Origin of the sequence: Paenibacillus sp. CCS19 (genome assembly GCF_033239625.1) — a bacterium.
GTDB lineage: Bacteria > Bacillota > Bacilli > Paenibacillales > Paenibacillaceae > Paenibacillus_T.
Genome location: NZ_BTCK01000028.1, coordinates 1 through 13,949 on the forward strand (window position 1 = coordinate 1; position 13,949 = coordinate 13,949).

Sequence of the window (13,949 nt, forward strand, 5' to 3'; positions counted from 1 at the left end):
GTACCAGAGCCAGCTTGCGAAGTAGGGGTTTTTCTTACTGTCCATTAATTAGGGTCTTGACCAATTTCATCGGATAAACCAGGGGTTTTATCCAATGTCCATTCTAAGGGGTGCACTCCAGTTTGCTGACAGGGCTTCCTCATTTTCTCTTGTGTTAGATTCGTCCACCTAAAGTTTGTTCAGCCATTTGAACAAGCTTTCTCGTAATGTTTCCGCCAATCGTGCCAGCATCGCGTGTAATCAAGTTTCCATTGTAACCGTCAGGCGAAAAAGCGATTCCATGTTCTTGCGCGATCTCGACTTTCATTCTGTCCAGTGCTGCCTTCGCTTGAGGCACGACTAATTGGTTGTTTCTAGCCATGTATGTCAACTCCCTTAGAAGTGTTGTTACATTAATAATTTGTGGTATGAGTTGGAATTGTATGCATTGGTTTCACAATTATTTTATTCGCATTAAATGATACAATTGTATATCACCGATGATATACGGAGGATGTATCATGACTTTCTGCGAACCCATGCTGCCTGAAACGGCCCAGCGTCCATTTGACGATGAACGTTATATATTTGAACCTGCGATAGAGGGACATCGTTTACTCCTATCGTTGAATAGAGGTAAGGTGACGCTTTATACGAGGCATAACCTCGATGTCACTCGACAATATCCTGAGTTACATAATGTACCCGTGTTTGAGGATTGCGACGTTGTTCTAGATGGAGTGGTAGCGAGGACAGACGAAGATGGAAGGTTCGATTTCGATTTACTTTTGGAGCGGTTTAGGGCTTCCAAGTCGCCTAGAATACGCGAGTATTCCAAGACAAAGCCCGTTCATTATTATGTATTCGATATTCTTTATTACAACGGTGAAGATATACGTCACCGACCTTTGTGTGAACGGAAGCTGCTATTGCAGAAGATCCTACAGCCCAACCCATTTTACAGCGTTATGTTCAGTGCAGAAGGTAATGGCAAGATCTTGTTTGACCTTGTACGTCAGCGGAATCTCGGCGGGATTGTCGCTAAGCATAAGAATTCGAAATACGTAGGGAATCGAAGCTCAGATTGGCTGAAGATCATCAACTACCTCTACGTTAATGTTGATTTGGTCGGATACCGGAAAAACCAGTTCGGCTGGCTTGCTCACTATCAAGGCCAATCTGTTGGTGTAATCGAGCTGTCTGTTCCGCTTGTTGCACGAAAGGCATTCTTTACTATAGCTGCGCAGATCACTTGCGCGGAAGATCGTGACTTCGTATACATCCAACCCCATTTTAAGGCGCAAGTACGAACTCGAAACTGGACAAGGAACGGTATGCTGCGCGCACCGGAATTTGTTGATTTTGTGGTGTAGATGTAAATGACCCCCTTCTTGTGACCATCCAGGTGTTAACATCGAATAACGGCAGCTGGCGCGCACAAGATTAAAGGCAGTGAACGCACATCATGATGCGTCCGCTGCCTTTTATTTATTTGGTCGACAATTGGTCAACAATCTTCTGTTGATATAATAAAACGGAAATACATATTTGGGATGATTCTTTATATACTGGGGGTTTATTGGTCGTTGTTAAAATAAAAATCGGACGCCCCTTTCGGGACGTCCTTTCATGGGAGAGGAGAAACCGGACGAAGAGCTTATGGGGAAACGTAAGTCTTCTCCGCGGTTGTCTACGGCATCTCTCGACGCCGATGTATAGTATGATTGCCCGATTTGACCGTTTTATACCTCTGTTTCCAAAAATGTTTCCGAACTTTTCCTTAGGCCAACTCGGAGGGCCAATTGTTTCGCTTCGTGTATGTTGTCAACGATTCGTCAACAAGCCCCACCTGCTAATCCATCCTCTATAAAATCCGTTCGCCGAACAAGGAAGCGATCAGCTCGACGGCGAGCCGCGCCGTGCGGTGGCCGTTATCGAGCTGAGGATTCACCTCGACGACATCGGCGGAAGTGACGATGCCGGCTTCCGCCAGCATCTCCATCGCCAGATGGGTCTCGCGGTACATAAGCCCGCCGCGCACCTTCGTGCCGGTGCCCGGCGCTTCGCCCGGATCAACGGAGTCGATGTCGAAGCTGAGATGGACGCCGTCCGTGCCATCCGATACGATAGCGATCGCATCACTCATTACCGCGGCCATGCCGCGCCGATCAATGTCGTGCATCGTGAAGCAATGAACACCTTCCGAGCGGATCAACTGCCGCTCGCCTTCATCCAACTCACGTGCGCCTACCAACACCGTCCGATCCGCCTGTACCTTCGGGAAGCTCCCGCCGATGGAGGTTAATCGGCTGTCTCCATGGCCGAGCGAGCATGCGAGCGACATGCCGTGGATATTGCCCGAAGGGGTCGTGCTTGGCGTATTCAAGTCGCCATGCGCATCGATCCAGAGCACGCCGAGCCGGCGGCGGCTCTTCGCCGCGCCTGCAACCGAGCCGATCGCGATGCTATGATCGCCGCCAAGCAGCAGCGGGAACCGTCCTGCCGCTGCTGCTTGTGCGGTCTTGAGCGCAATCGCTTCGTTGACCGCTGCAATTTTGCCCCAATGTCGCAAATAGGGTTCATTTCGATGGTCCAGCAGCACATCAGGTAGATAATCCGGCGATTCCACGACGTATTGCAGTCCAAGCTGCTGCAGCTTGCGTTCAAGTCCTGACAGCAGAATGGCCTGAGGGCCTTGTGAGGCGCCGCGGCGGCTCGCACCCCAATCGAAGGGGGCAGGGATGATGGCGATGGGCGGCAGAACGCCTGCAGATCGCGAAGCACGAGACATCGATGTGCACCTCCTCATGGCAAGTACTCAACTCAGCGGCGTTAACGCCGTTTCAGCAGACTGCGTACAACGAACCCGACATTAGCGGGCCGCTCGGCTAACCGCCGAACAAAATACGGGTACCACATCGTCCCGTAAGGCACATAGCTGCGAACCGTATAACCCTGCTCGGCAAGCGACAGCTGGAGCGGCGTTCGGATGCCGTACAGCATTTGGAATTCAAACGCCGAATGGGGGATGCACCGCCGCTTCACATACGATTTGACCCAGTCGATTATTTTCTCGTCATGTGTTGCGATAGCCGTGTAGACGCCGCTGTCCAGCCGAGAACGGATAAGCCGTTTGAAATTAGAATCCACATCCTCTCGTTTGGGGTACGCGATTCGAGCAGGTTCTTTATATGCGCCTTTCACTAGCCGGACGTTAACGCGTGAAGAAGTCAGCGACTTCAGATCATGATCGCTGCGACGGAGATACGCTTGAATGACGGGGCCTACATTCATCAGTCCTTCGGCACGAAGCTTGGAAACGATACGAAGCGTTTTGTCGGTATATGGACTGTCCTCCATGTCCAAACGAACGAACATTCCGCAGCCGGCTGCGGTTTGCACAATCGCTCGAATTCGTGCATACGTCCGTTCCTCGTGAAGCGCCAGTCCCATCTGGGTCGGCTTCAACGATACGTTGCCTTTGATGCCGCGTTCCTTCATTGCCGTAATGAGCGAGCAGTACTCCGTCCGGTATCCATCCGCCTCGATATCGGTACGAACGCCTTCGCCAAGATGATCCATCGTCACGACCAGCTTCTGCGTGTTCAGTTCCTGTGCTCGATTGAGTGCCTCATCCCGTGTCTGTCCGGCAACGAAGCGGGAGGCGCCCAGCTTCATTCCATACTTGCGCGAGAGGGCCGCCGCTGCAGGGTTGCCGGCCAGCCCGAGGATGACTGAGCGAAACAGTCGAATGCCGATTTCCATCCTCGCCAGCTCCTTCCTGGATGCTCCAGACTTATGAGATCGCTCTTCGTTCCCGTTCCGTAAGCAAGCTGTCATGAATTTAGATGTGGATGCTTATATATAGACAGGAACTGGTGCCGTCATTCCAGGTGTACAGGCGGCAACTTCGACTATTGGGAGGCGGCTAATGATGATGGGGCCATTCAGCAATGAGCCGATGACGGATTTCAGCCAAGCAGACAACCGCCGTCTGCTCGAGACAGCGCTTGATGATATCAAGCGAAGCTACGGACAGCTGTATCCGTTATTGATCGGCGGAAGAGAGATCGTTCCTGAAAACCTGAAGCATTCGATCAATCCGGCGAGGCATGGCGAAGCGCTTGGCGTTGTCGCACAGGCTGATCGGAAGCGTGCGGCAGAGGCGGTCGATATCGCTGCGGCTGCTTTTGAACACTGGAAGCGAGTGGAGCCGGCGGCACGCGCTCGAACGTTGTATAAGGCAGCGGCGCTGCTTCGCCGCAGGAAACATGAATTCTCGGCATGGCTCGTTGCAGAAGCCGGCAAAACATGGGTAGAAGCGGACGTCGATACGGCGGAAGCGATCGATTTTCTTGAATATTACGGGAGAGAAGCGGAACGGCTCTGCGCCCCGCAGCCGCTTGTTCGTATTCCTGGCGAAGATAATGAATGGACGTACGTCCCGCTCGGTGTCGGCATCGTGATCCCGCCATGGAATTTCCCGCTTGCGATAATGGCTGGCATGACCGCATCTGCGGTTGTAGCGGGCAACACGGTCGTGCTCAAACCGGCTTCGGCTACGCCCATCATTGCAGCTCGATTCGTTCGGCTTATGCACGAGGCGGGGCTTCCTGAGGATGTCATTCAGTTCGTTCCTGGCTCCGGCGGCGAGATTGGCGACGTGCTTATCGATCATCCGCTGACCCGTTTCGTCAGCTTCACAGGCTCGATGGAGGTTGGACTCCGAATTGTCGAGCGTGCCGCGAGGCTGCAGCCGGGACAGCGCTGGATTAAGCGCGTCATTGCAGAGCTTGGCGGCAAGGACGCAATCGTTGTTGATCGTGATGCGGACTTGGTCGCAGCTTCACAGGGTATCGTTCAGTCGGCATTCGGTTATGCGGGGCAAAAATGTTCCGCTTGTTCACGTGCCATCATTCACGCGGATGTATATGAGGAAGTTACCGAGCGGATAACAGCGCTGACGAAGCGTCTCACCATCGGTGATCCGGCGCTGCATGGTACCGATGTCGGACCCGTCATCGACCGTGCAGCCTATAACAAGATCCGTCAGTACGTGACAGCAGGGAAATTGCAAGGCCGCCTGCTCTCAGGCGGGGGGATGGACGACGGGGCAGGCTACTTCGTAGAACCAACGATCATCGCAGATGTCGATTCTCATGCGTCGCTCGCGCAAGACGAAATATTCGGTCCGGTGCTCGCTTGCATTCGTGCAGATGACTTCGGCCACGCGCTTGCGATTGCGAACGATACGCCATACGGCTTGACGGGCTCGGTGTACTCCAACCGCAGAGAGCGACTTGAGCTCGCGCGCGACTTGTTCCACGTCGGCAATTTGTATTTCAATCGGAAGTGTACGGGCGCATTGGTCGGCGTTCATCCATTCGGCGGCTTCAACCTATCCGGAACGGATTCGAAGGCAGGCGGACCTGACTATTTGATTCAATTCATGCAAGGCAAGGTCGTGTCGGAGCGTATGTAGCGGAAAATGCAAAACAACAGCCGTTCGAACTCCGTTCGAGCGGCTGTTGTTTGTCCGTATATAAAGCACAACAATCATCACTGCGGATGATCTTCGGCTGTCTGCGAGTGACGTTGATGCTGTCTTGTATCTCCCAACCGTCTCCAAATACTTGAATGACAAAATGATCGTGTATGGACTCGTCCTGATCATACTTCCATACACACTTCCAATGATCTTTATGACCGGATTCATCGCAAATAAGGTGTCGGTTCACCCATTGCTGCGTCCCCGTTGGAACGCGCCACACCTTTATCCGATTTGCAGTATAGGTTTCAACATGAATCGTCATTTCGCCATTGCCCTCGGGGAGATAAGTCCAGTTTCTCTCGGGAGCAGGCACTGTCTCTATTGTCATCAAAGGAAATGCATGCGCATTTGAAGCAAGGAAGCAAGTCATAATGATGAAGCAAAGTATGGTTCGAAGCATATCGGTTTCCCCCTTAGCGAGTAATATGCCCCGATTGCGATAAATCCCTCTATTCACGTCCCATTTGATTGCTTTATTCCCAACATTCAAATGTGGTACGATATAGCCGATTGATTGATAGAGAGTGTTTGTTTGTAAGGGGGCAACAACGTGAGGGTAGTAGCAGGAACAGCCAAAGGGCGGCCGCTCAAAGCGGTGCCAGGCAAGAATACGAGACCGACGACCGATAAGGTCAAAGAGGCGATCTTCAGCATGATCGGTCCTTATTTTGACGGAGGACTCGCGCTTGATTTGTTCGCAGGCACAGGAGGTCTTGGCATCGAGGTGCTGAGCAGAGGTGCGGACAAGGCGATTTTCGTCGATCGGGAGGCCATCAGCATTGATGTGATTCGTCAGAACGTGAATGCGGCGAGACTAGCGGATCGCAGTGAGATTTACCGCAACGATGCGGATCGCGCAGTGAAGGCGCTCGCGAAGCGGGGAGAACAGTTCCGATACATATTTCTAGACCCACCATACAAGATGACGAACATGGACGAAATGCTGGAGAGCATCGCTTCGCATAACTTGGTGGAGCAGGATGCGATTATCGTGATTGAACACGACTCTTCGCATCTATATCCAGAGCGGTTCGGCGGATTCATCCAACGGAAATATTCGAAGTATGGGGAGACGGCTGTTACGATCTATTCCTATCAGCCCGAACAGCCAGGCGATAACGCAGCGGAAGATGGGGGAAGTGCAGATGAGCAACAGTCAGCTGGAAGCTAATAATCGTATTGCCGTATACCCAGGGAGTTTCGACCCGGTAACGTACGGCCATTTGGACATTATCGCGCGGGCGTCGAAGCAGTACGATACGTTGATCGTAGCGGTGCTCAATAATACGAGCAAGAGCCCGATGTTCTCCGTCGATGAACGCAAGGCGCTCCTGCATGAAGTGACGCGCGAGTTTCCGAACGTGCAGATCGACAGCTTCCGTGATTTGCTTGTTCGATTTATGAAATCGAAGAAGGCCGGTACGATCGTACGCGGCATCCGCTCCGTTTCGGATTTTGAATATGAGCTTCAGATGGCATCGACGAACCATTTGCTTGACCCGGACATCGAGACGATTTTCATGATGACGAATCCGAAATATTCCTATTTAAGCTCCAGCATTGTGAAAGAGGTTGCACGCTTCCATGGCGATGTGTCGGAGCTGGTTCCGCCATTCGTAAGAACGAAGTTGGAGGAGAAAGTGCAGGCGCAGCTCGGGTAAAAATCATCGTCTAAGCTTGAATCGAAGCGGAAGCGATAATAAGGCAGCTGATAGTATCATCAATGCGAACACCAGCAGCGCTGCAGGGATGTAGTGCCAGAACGAGCTGAGATCCGATGTGTGAATGAACACGTCGTTGATCCATCGGTTCGCACTGCTTGTGCTAAGATTCGTATGGTCAAAATGCGCAGCGGACAACGCGCCCGCATGCTTCTGGATCAATGAAGTGAACGGCCGCCATAACAGCAGGACAAGCACGGCGGCGAGAACGGCATGAACGGCACGCGCAGCTAAGAACGGCAGCAGCCGTAGATCCGTTCCGGCAATCGCGGCGCTCGTCTGCGCGATTGCGCCAAGTCCGCTCCATGCCAGTGCGGCGGCAGTCGCGGCAATCGGAAGAGCAGCGCTCACGCTTGCGTTGAACGAGCTGGACACGGAGTAGGCGCCTAGATGGCTCTCGAATAGCGCGGCCAGCACCCAGTGCGGCAGATGCAGCAGCAGGCTTGCCGCGTCCCAGAGCGGCTCCAGCAGCCGGACGATGACGGCGCAGACGATAATAATGCCGCCGGCTGCCAGCAGCTTCTGTACGGCGCTGACCGTCGCGTCGCCAAGCGCCTTGCCGAATGATCGGCCATCAAGGTCATGCGCTTCTTGCATTGCAGCAGCAGCTCTAGTCAGCAGCTTGTGCGGAGCGGCAGAAGGATTGGAACTCGTGGATTTCTCTGTTGATCCACGCTGTGTCCTATTGCTTGCTCCGGACATCAGCCGATCCTTGAACGCGATAGCTAACGCAGGGATCAAGCTGCTTGTCCATATCGCAATCGCAGCTAAGAAGCCATATGCAGGCTGCTTCATGAATCCAACGCCAACGACGATGATCATGAACAGCGGATTCGGCATATGGGCCAGCGCCAACAGCCGCTGGCCTTCTGATCGCGTTACTTCTCCGCTGCGCCGCAGCGCTGCGGTCGCTTCGGAACCGGCTGCATAGCCGCCTGACCATCCTGCAGCAATGGCAAGGCCCGCTGGACCAGGCAGCCGGAGCAGCTTCCTCGTCAGCGGCTCCATCAAATGTCCGGCGAGCGTTGTGACGCCGAATGCGCTCATGAGCTCGAACAGCACTAAGAATGGCATTAAGCCAGGAAAAACAATCGTCCACCACAGCGTCAGTCCTTGCAGCGATGCTTGGAAGGTCGCATCGGGCTGACGGATGACAGCTGCTACGAGCAGGATGGAGACGATCGCAAGCACAATGGTGCGGCGCATGTGCAGTCTCCTTTCGTTGAGCGTTACGGCTCCGTTCCGTGAGAGGACGGGCAATCCGTACATTGTACGTGCCTAGGCGGCACGATAGACCTTCGATCTGTTCGATATACGCGAAATAGCCATGACAACCGATTAGGCTGCCATGGCTATAATTGCGAACGTATCATTGTTCAGATGGAGATGAATCATCAGCGATACGAATCGGTTGTTCGTAATAGTCGCGCAGCAGGTCGCGTGAAGAAGCGTTCGGATTTCTTGCCAGAGCGTAAACGGCGGTTGCGCGAATATCAAGCGACAAGTACGGCAGCTGCTCAGGTGCTCTCGCAGCGCTCATCAGCACGGGCCAGCGGGAAGACTTACGCATTTGCCGCAGCAATGATTGGCCCTTGGACGTAAAGCCTAACACTCGGATGTAGCCGGGACCTTCAGCCAGCTTGCCCGGTGCAAGCTCACGCTTCGTATGACCAAGCAGAACCGCTAGAAGCGCTCTCTGCAGCTTGGTACGCGTATAACGTTTGGTCTTCAACTGCTCCAGCAGCGGCTCGAATCGAACTTCATCCAGCTGGCGGACGGTATGCAGCAGTCGATGCTCGAGTCCTTCGGTCATTTCGTGAATATGTCCGAGCTCTTCGACGGATCGCGTTAGGATGGAATGAATGAGCTGTTTCTCGAACAATCGCCAATCAGCAGCGATCAGCCCTTTGTCGCGTTCGCGCTGCATCAGTGCAATTGTCGTCTTCGGGACAAAAGGACGAGCGGCTTCGAGATCGCCAGCTTCAAGCAGCAGCTTGCGGATCGCAGTTGCGCTGGCTATGGATTCGTCCGATGGCGTCTGATCGTTATAGCCGGATTTCTCCCGGCGAATCGTAAAGGGAGCAATTGGACTTCCCATTCGCTTAACAGCGAGTGTATAATGCAATCCTAACGAATTGTTGGGCTGTGCGACAGCGAGCGGGGGGATCCCTTGCTTTGCAGCATGAGTGGATAAAGCCCACTCGTATGCTGCGGGATATGGAACGCCTTCTGCAAGCCGCTCATTCAGCGCTTGTTTGAATGAAGCGGGTTCTTCATGCAGCAATTCGGCTGCCGCGCAGAAGGATTCGATGTCGCCTGATTCGCTGCCGAAGCAAAGCGTGTCGACGACTCCCGTCGCATCGAGCGTTGCGACCGCGCCCCGAGCGAACCATTCCGCCGACTGCGTCGAATAGGCGACGGGCAGCTCCAGCACGAGATCGCAGCCGCCGCGCAGCGCCATCTCGGCGCGCGTCCATTTGTCCAGCAGCGCCGGCTCTCCACGCTGGAGGAAATGGCCGCTCATGACGGCGACGACGGCATCGGCGCCCGTTTTTTTTCGAGATTGCTGTACATGATAGTAATGTCCATTATGAAAAGGATTGTACTCAACTACAATGCCGACCGTACGCATGGCGTTCCTCCGATTCGGATGCTTTTCATTGAAATCCAGGAAAGGTTAAGTTATCTCCTATAACCGCTTGGATTTCGCCGGAATGAATCGCGTTATCGCCGTCACAAGGAAGACAACAGCTGATTCTTCTTTATAAGAACCATCATATCATGCGCTGAAAATGTTGACAAAACCATTATCGAGTCGATATAATAATCTTTGTTTGTTTGGGGTGATCTCATGCAATTTCGTATTCAAGAAGTACTGACCAAAGGGAAGCTTCCTTTAATCCATGAGACGGTTCAGGTTGATTCGCTGCTGAAGGGTCGCAGAGACGTGTTGTCGGCAAGTCCGATGCAGGTTGAGCTTAACGTTACAGCGGCAGAAGGCTTGATTCATGTCGACGGACATTTGACTTCCGAGCTTGAGATGGCTTGTTCCCGCTGTTTGAACCCGGCTGCCGTTAAGGTGGACGTGCCGTTCCATGAACAGTTCAAACAGGTCGCTGAGCTGTCGCCCGAAGATGAAGAATCGGATGACGATACGATCGAAGTGATCGGTGATTCCATCGACCTGAAGCCGTACGTTGAAGATTTGTGGCTGCTTGAGCTGCCTTTCGTGCCGATGTGCAGCAGCGATTGCAAGGGACTATGCTCCGAATGCGGACAGAACTTGAATGAACATGAATGCGGCTGTAACCGCGGATCGATCGACCCGCGACTTGCTGCTCTTAAAGATTTGTTCATTGACGACAACAAATAACCAGCTGCTTAGGCGGTCTGTAATTCTGTGAAGGAGGTGGGAAACATGGCAGTACCACAACGAAGAACTTCCAAAACTCGCCGCGACAAACGTCGTACGCACTTTAAACTGGCGGTGCCAGGCATGGTGAAATGCGAGCAATGCGGAGAACTGAAACTTGCTCACCACGTATGCAAAGTGTGCGGGTATTACAAAACGAAAGAGATCATTTCGCAATAAGCCGGTTTCCCACTCGTAGTGCTTCATCTCGCGATGAAGTGCTATTTTTTTCAAAAGAGTGGTCTGTGCATTATGTGGCGTTGATGGTCTGACGGCGCAAGCAAAGCTGACCGGTTCTGTTCATGAACTGATCAGCGCTGCTTTGCGCCGTTTTTAATATTGGCGATAAAACCTACCCTATGCTTACGAAGCTGCTTTGCCCCGCAAAGCTGAAGGTCGCTCATCTCAGAGTTGCCTCGATAGTGGTTTTCCCTCCACATAAGAATTTATTAAGCATCCACGTGTACTGGAATGAACAAATTCTTATTGGCGATAAAACCTACCCTTAAACGCGGTCGCTCATCTCAGAGTTGCCTCGATAGTGGTTTTCTCATATACTGATTTAGTACCAGGTTATAATAGCTGATTTCATGTTTGCGGTTTTGCAAACATTAAATAACGAACGATTACAGAGTAAAGGAGGTGCCAGCCATCGAACGTTTGCCCAAACGCCAGCGGCACCAGCAGCTATCCAAGCTGATCGAAGAGAACCCGTTCATTACAGACCGTGAACTGACACGTTTGCTGAAGGTGAGCATTCAGACGATCAGACTTGACCGGCTAGAGCTAGCCATTCCGGAGCTGAGAGAAAGGCTGAAGCTGATGGCTGAGCGATCCTACGATTCGGTCCGCTCGCTGCCACTGCATGAGGTTATCGGTGATATTGTTGATTTGCAGCTCGATCGAAGCGGTATTTCGATGTTCGAAATTATGCATGAGCACGTATTTTCCCGGACGGGCATCGCGAGGGGGCACCACGTGTTCGCACAGGCCAACTCATTGGCTGTCGCTGTTATAGATGATGAAATCGCACTCACGGCTACGGCTGATATCCGGTTTATTCGATCGGTCAAGCTCGGTGAGAAATGTATAGCGAAAGCTTATGTACGGTCTATCTCCGGGGAGAAAAGCAAAGCAAAGGTAGAAGTGTTCACATACGTTGGAGAAGAGATGGTGTTTCAAGGGAACTTTGTCATCTATCGGTCCGCGGGAGAGCACATCGATGAGGGAGGAATAGAACGTGCGGATCGTCATTGATGCGATGGGTGGAGACCACGCGCCGGGACTTATTGTTCAAGGCGCATTGAATGCCGCAGCCGAATGGTCAGACATTCAGGTTGTTCTCGTTGGTGATACAGCAGCCATTGAGGCGTGCATACAAGGTAGTAAGCCGTCCAACGTAACAATTGAACATGCGGAAGAAGTGATCGGCCCGGATGAAGAGCCTGTAAGAGCAGTTCGCCGCAAAAAGCAATCGTCCATGGTTATAGCAGGCCAGTTAGTGCGCGAAGGTAAAGCTGATGCGATGATCTCTGCCGGCAACACGGGCGCGCTTATGACTACAGGCTTGCTCGTAGTCGGTCGTATGGAGGGAATTGAGCGTCCGGCGCTGGCGCAGCTGATGCCTACGATGGATGACATCGGCGTCTTGGCAATGGACCTTGGCGCGAACATGGATGCGAAGCCGGAGCACCTGCTTCAATATGCAACGATTGGCAGCATCTATCGGAAACAAGTGGACGGTCTCAGTGAGCCGCGTGTAGGTCTGCTTAACGTAGGTACGGAAGAACGTAAAGGCAATGAGCTGACGAAGGCTGCGTATGATCTGCTGGAGGCTTCGCCGCTTAATTTTATCGGCAATGTCGAGGCTCGTGACGTTCTCCACCGCAATTGTGATGTTCTAGTATGCGACGGCTTCGCAGGGAACATTATGCTTAAGGCGATGGAAGGCACGGCGAGTACGATCATGGGAACGCTCAAGACGGAGTTCAAACGATCCATGCTGACGAAGTTGGCTGCAGCAATTATGATGCCGGGCTTGCGTTCACTAGGTAAGAAAATGGACTATAAAGAGCATGGTGGCGCGCTGCTGCTCGGCGTTAACGGTTTGGTCGTGAAGGCGCATGGCTCTTCCGATGCGAAAGCGGTTAAGAATGCGATTCGTCAGACGCGCAACGCGCTGATTAGCAACGTTACTACATGCATGGCTAACGAAATTAGCGGGAAGTGAGAGGACCTACCATGTTGAATATGCCATCTGTCGGTATTATCGGAACAGGCAAATACGTGCCGGAGCGCGTATTGACGAATGCTGAGCTCGAACAAATGGTCGAAACGAATGACGAGTGGATCGTCACGCGTACCGGCATTCGAGAGCGTCGAATTGCTGCGCCAGATCAGGCAACTTCGGATCTTGCGCTGCGTGCTTCGCAAGAAGCGCTGCGTTCGGCTGGACTAACAGCAGAGGATATCGACTTAATTATTGTTGCTACAATTACGCCGGATATGTTCTTCCCTTCGACGGCTTGCTTGCTGCAAGATAAACTCGGAGCGAAGAAAGCTGCTGCGTTTGACTTGTCGGCAGCTTGCTCAGGATTTATTTACAGTCTGGCGACTGCTTCGAGCATGATTGCTACGGGTATGTACAAACATGCACTGGTTGTTGGTGCAGAATGCCTGTCGCGCATTACGGACTACACGGACCGCAACACTTGCATCCTGTTCGGTGATGGCGCTGGCGCTGTAGTACTTGGTCCAGTGGAAGAAGGACGCGGCTTCAAATCGTTCGAGCTTGGCGCAGACGGAAGCGGCGGCGAGCTGCTCTGCATCAGCGGCGGCGGATCCCGACTGCCAGCAACGGCTGCATCGATCGACGAGAAGAAGCATTTCATCCATATGGCAGGCAACGACGTGTTCAAATTCGCCGTTCGCATTATGGGCGGTGCAGCCGAAGAGGCTCTCCGCAAAGCGGGCCTCGAGAAGAGCGATATCGACCTTCTCGTACCTCACCAAGCGAACATCCGCATCATCAACTCGGCAATCAATCGCCTTGACTTGCCAGAAGACAAGTGCATGGTCAACCTCGACAAATACGGCAACATGTCCGCTGCCTCGATCCCAGTCGCGCTGGCCGAAGCAGTCGAACAAGGCCGCGTCAACAAAGGCGACACGCTTGTTCTCGTCGGTTTCGGCGGCGGTCTCACTTGGGGCGCTTCGGTACTGAACTGGTAAGTCGAGAAGGGTTTTGGTTTTTGTCTATATAATTTTTGGTCATTATGAAATTAGC

General features: G+C 52.8%; 14 protein-coding genes. 9 read left to right on the forward strand and 5 right to left on the reverse strand.

All coding sequences use genetic code 11. The features are described from left to right. Window positions 1–154 precede the first annotated feature (154 nt). The gene (locus tag SBI19_RS18300; protein WP_317970786.1) at window positions 155–361 is read right to left on the reverse strand and encodes an alpha/beta-type small acid-soluble spore protein; all 207 of its coding nucleotides are present in this window, start codon (window positions 359–361) and stop codon (window positions 155–157) included. Window positions 362–500: 139 nt separating this feature from the next. Here SBI19_RS18300 and SBI19_RS18305 point away from each other — a divergent pair, with 139 nt between their 5' ends. After that, window positions 501–1,352 (forward strand): ATP-dependent DNA ligase, encoded by an 852-nt coding sequence (locus SBI19_RS18305; RefSeq protein WP_317970788.1) that lies wholly within the window; start codon window positions 501–503, stop codon window positions 1,350–1,352. A gap of 491 nt (window positions 1,353–1,843) precedes the next feature. On the opposite strand, the gene rocF is transcribed toward SBI19_RS18305, so the two are convergent. Together rocF and SBI19_RS18315 are read right to left on the reverse strand one after the other, a co-directional pair. Next, window positions 1,844–2,770 carry an arginase gene (gene rocF, locus SBI19_RS18310; protein WP_317970790.1) on the reverse strand — a complete coding sequence of 309 codons (927 nt, stop codon included), beginning with the start codon at window positions 2,768–2,770 and terminating at the stop codon, window positions 1,844–1,846. Window positions 2,771–2,811: 41 nt separating this feature from the next. Further along, a complete protein-coding gene (locus SBI19_RS18315; RefSeq protein WP_317970792.1) occupies window positions 2,812–3,744 on the reverse strand; it encodes a proline dehydrogenase family protein in 933 nt (310 codons plus the stop codon). Between the two features lie 169 nt (window positions 3,745–3,913). On the opposite strand from SBI19_RS18315, the gene pruA reads away from it, so the two are divergent. The 3 genes from pruA (at window position 3,914) to coaD (ending at window position 7,191) form a co-directional block, all read left to right on the forward strand. Then, window positions 3,914–5,461, forward strand: coding sequence for an L-glutamate gamma-semialdehyde dehydrogenase (gene pruA / locus SBI19_RS18320; RefSeq protein WP_317970950.1), 1,548 nt, complete (start codon window positions 3,914–3,916; stop codon window positions 5,459–5,461). A gap of 619 nt (window positions 5,462–6,080) precedes the next feature. Beyond that, entirely contained in the window at window positions 6,081–6,701 is a 621-nt protein-coding gene (gene rsmD / locus SBI19_RS18325; protein ID WP_317970794.1) for a 16S rRNA (guanine(966)-N(2))-methyltransferase RsmD, read from the forward strand. Then, a complete protein-coding gene (coaD, locus tag SBI19_RS18330; RefSeq protein WP_317970796.1) occupies window positions 6,676–7,191 on the forward strand; it encodes a pantetheine-phosphate adenylyltransferase in 516 nt (171 codons plus the stop codon). The genes rsmD and coaD overlap by 26 nt, the downstream gene beginning before the upstream one ends. Before the next feature lie 3 nt (window positions 7,192–7,194). Here the strand turns inward: coaD and SBI19_RS18335 are convergent, their stop codons facing one another. Both SBI19_RS18335 and SBI19_RS18340 read right to left on the reverse strand, forming a co-directional pair. Beyond that, window positions 7,195–8,457 carry a nucleoside recognition domain-containing protein gene (locus SBI19_RS18335; RefSeq protein ID WP_317970798.1) on the reverse strand — a complete coding sequence of 421 codons (1,263 nt, stop codon included), beginning with the start codon at window positions 8,455–8,457 and terminating at the stop codon, window positions 7,195–7,197. Window positions 8,458–8,620: 163 nt separating this feature from the next. Beyond that, on the reverse strand, window positions 8,621–9,883 hold the full coding sequence (locus SBI19_RS18340; RefSeq protein ID WP_317970800.1) for a nucleotidyltransferase: 1,263 nt from the start codon (window positions 9,881–9,883) through the stop codon (window positions 8,621–8,623). Window positions 9,884–10,102: 219 nt separating this feature from the next. Here SBI19_RS18340 and SBI19_RS18345 point away from each other — a divergent pair, with 219 nt between their 5' ends. The 5 genes from SBI19_RS18345 to SBI19_RS18365 all read left to right on the forward strand — a co-directional run bounded on the left by SBI19_RS18345 (window position 10,103) and on the right by SBI19_RS18365 (window position 13,894). Continuing rightward, on the forward strand, window positions 10,103–10,624 hold the full coding sequence (locus SBI19_RS18345; RefSeq protein WP_317970802.1) for a YceD family protein: 522 nt from the start codon (window positions 10,103–10,105) through the stop codon (window positions 10,622–10,624). Between the two features lie 45 nt (window positions 10,625–10,669). Then, complete coding sequence (gene rpmF / locus SBI19_RS18350) at window positions 10,670–10,843, forward strand: 50S ribosomal protein L32 (protein WP_006036546.1); 174 nt, start codon at window positions 10,670–10,672, stop codon at window positions 10,841–10,843. A gap of 480 nt (window positions 10,844–11,323) precedes the next feature. After that, window positions 11,324–11,920, forward strand: a complete 597-nt coding sequence (fapR, locus tag SBI19_RS18355; RefSeq protein WP_174812758.1) for a transcription factor FapR — start codon at window positions 11,324–11,326, stop codon at window positions 11,918–11,920. After that, a complete protein-coding gene (plsX, locus tag SBI19_RS18360; protein ID WP_317970806.1) occupies window positions 11,904–12,893 on the forward strand; it encodes a phosphate acyltransferase PlsX in 990 nt (329 codons plus the stop codon). Before fapR ends, plsX begins: the two co-directional genes overlap by 17 nt. A 14-nt stretch (window positions 12,894–12,907) precedes the next feature. Next, window positions 12,908–13,894, forward strand: a complete 987-nt coding sequence (locus SBI19_RS18365; protein WP_317970953.1) for a beta-ketoacyl-ACP synthase III — start codon at window positions 12,908–12,910, stop codon at window positions 13,892–13,894. The last annotated feature ends 55 nt before the right edge of the window (window positions 13,895–13,949 follow it).

Coding starts and splice junctions, on each gene's coding strand:
- SBI19_RS18300 (WP_317970786.1), bottom strand. CDS start 361: ATGGCTAGAAACAACCAATTAGTCGTGCCTCAAGCGAAGGCAGCACTG.
- SBI19_RS18305 (WP_317970788.1), top strand. CDS start 501: ATGACTTTCTGCGAACCCATGCTGCCTGAAACGGCCCAGCGTCCATTT.
- rocF (WP_317970790.1), bottom strand. CDS start 2,770: ATGTCTCGTGCTTCGCGATCTGCAGGCGTTCTGCCGCCCATCGCCATC.
- SBI19_RS18315 (WP_317970792.1), bottom strand. CDS start 3,744: ATGGAAATCGGCATTCGACTGTTTCGCTCAGTCATCCTCGGGCTGGCC.
- pruA (WP_317970950.1), top strand. CDS start 3,914: ATGATGGGGCCATTCAGCAATGAGCCGATGACGGATTTCAGCCAAGCA.
- coaD (WP_317970796.1), top strand. CDS start 6,676: ATGAGCAACAGTCAGCTGGAAGCTAATAATCGTATTGCCGTATACCCA.
- SBI19_RS18335 (WP_317970798.1), bottom strand. CDS start 8,457: ATGCGCCGCACCATTGTGCTTGCGATCGTCTCCATCCTGCTCGTAGCA.
- SBI19_RS18340 (WP_317970800.1), bottom strand. CDS start 9,883: ATGCGTACGGTCGGCATTGTAGTTGAGTACAATCCTTTTCATAATGGA.
- SBI19_RS18345 (WP_317970802.1), top strand. CDS start 10,103: ATGCAATTTCGTATTCAAGAAGTACTGACCAAAGGGAAGCTTCCTTTA.
- rpmF (WP_006036546.1), top strand. CDS start 10,670: ATGGCAGTACCACAACGAAGAACTTCCAAAACTCGCCGCGACAAACGT.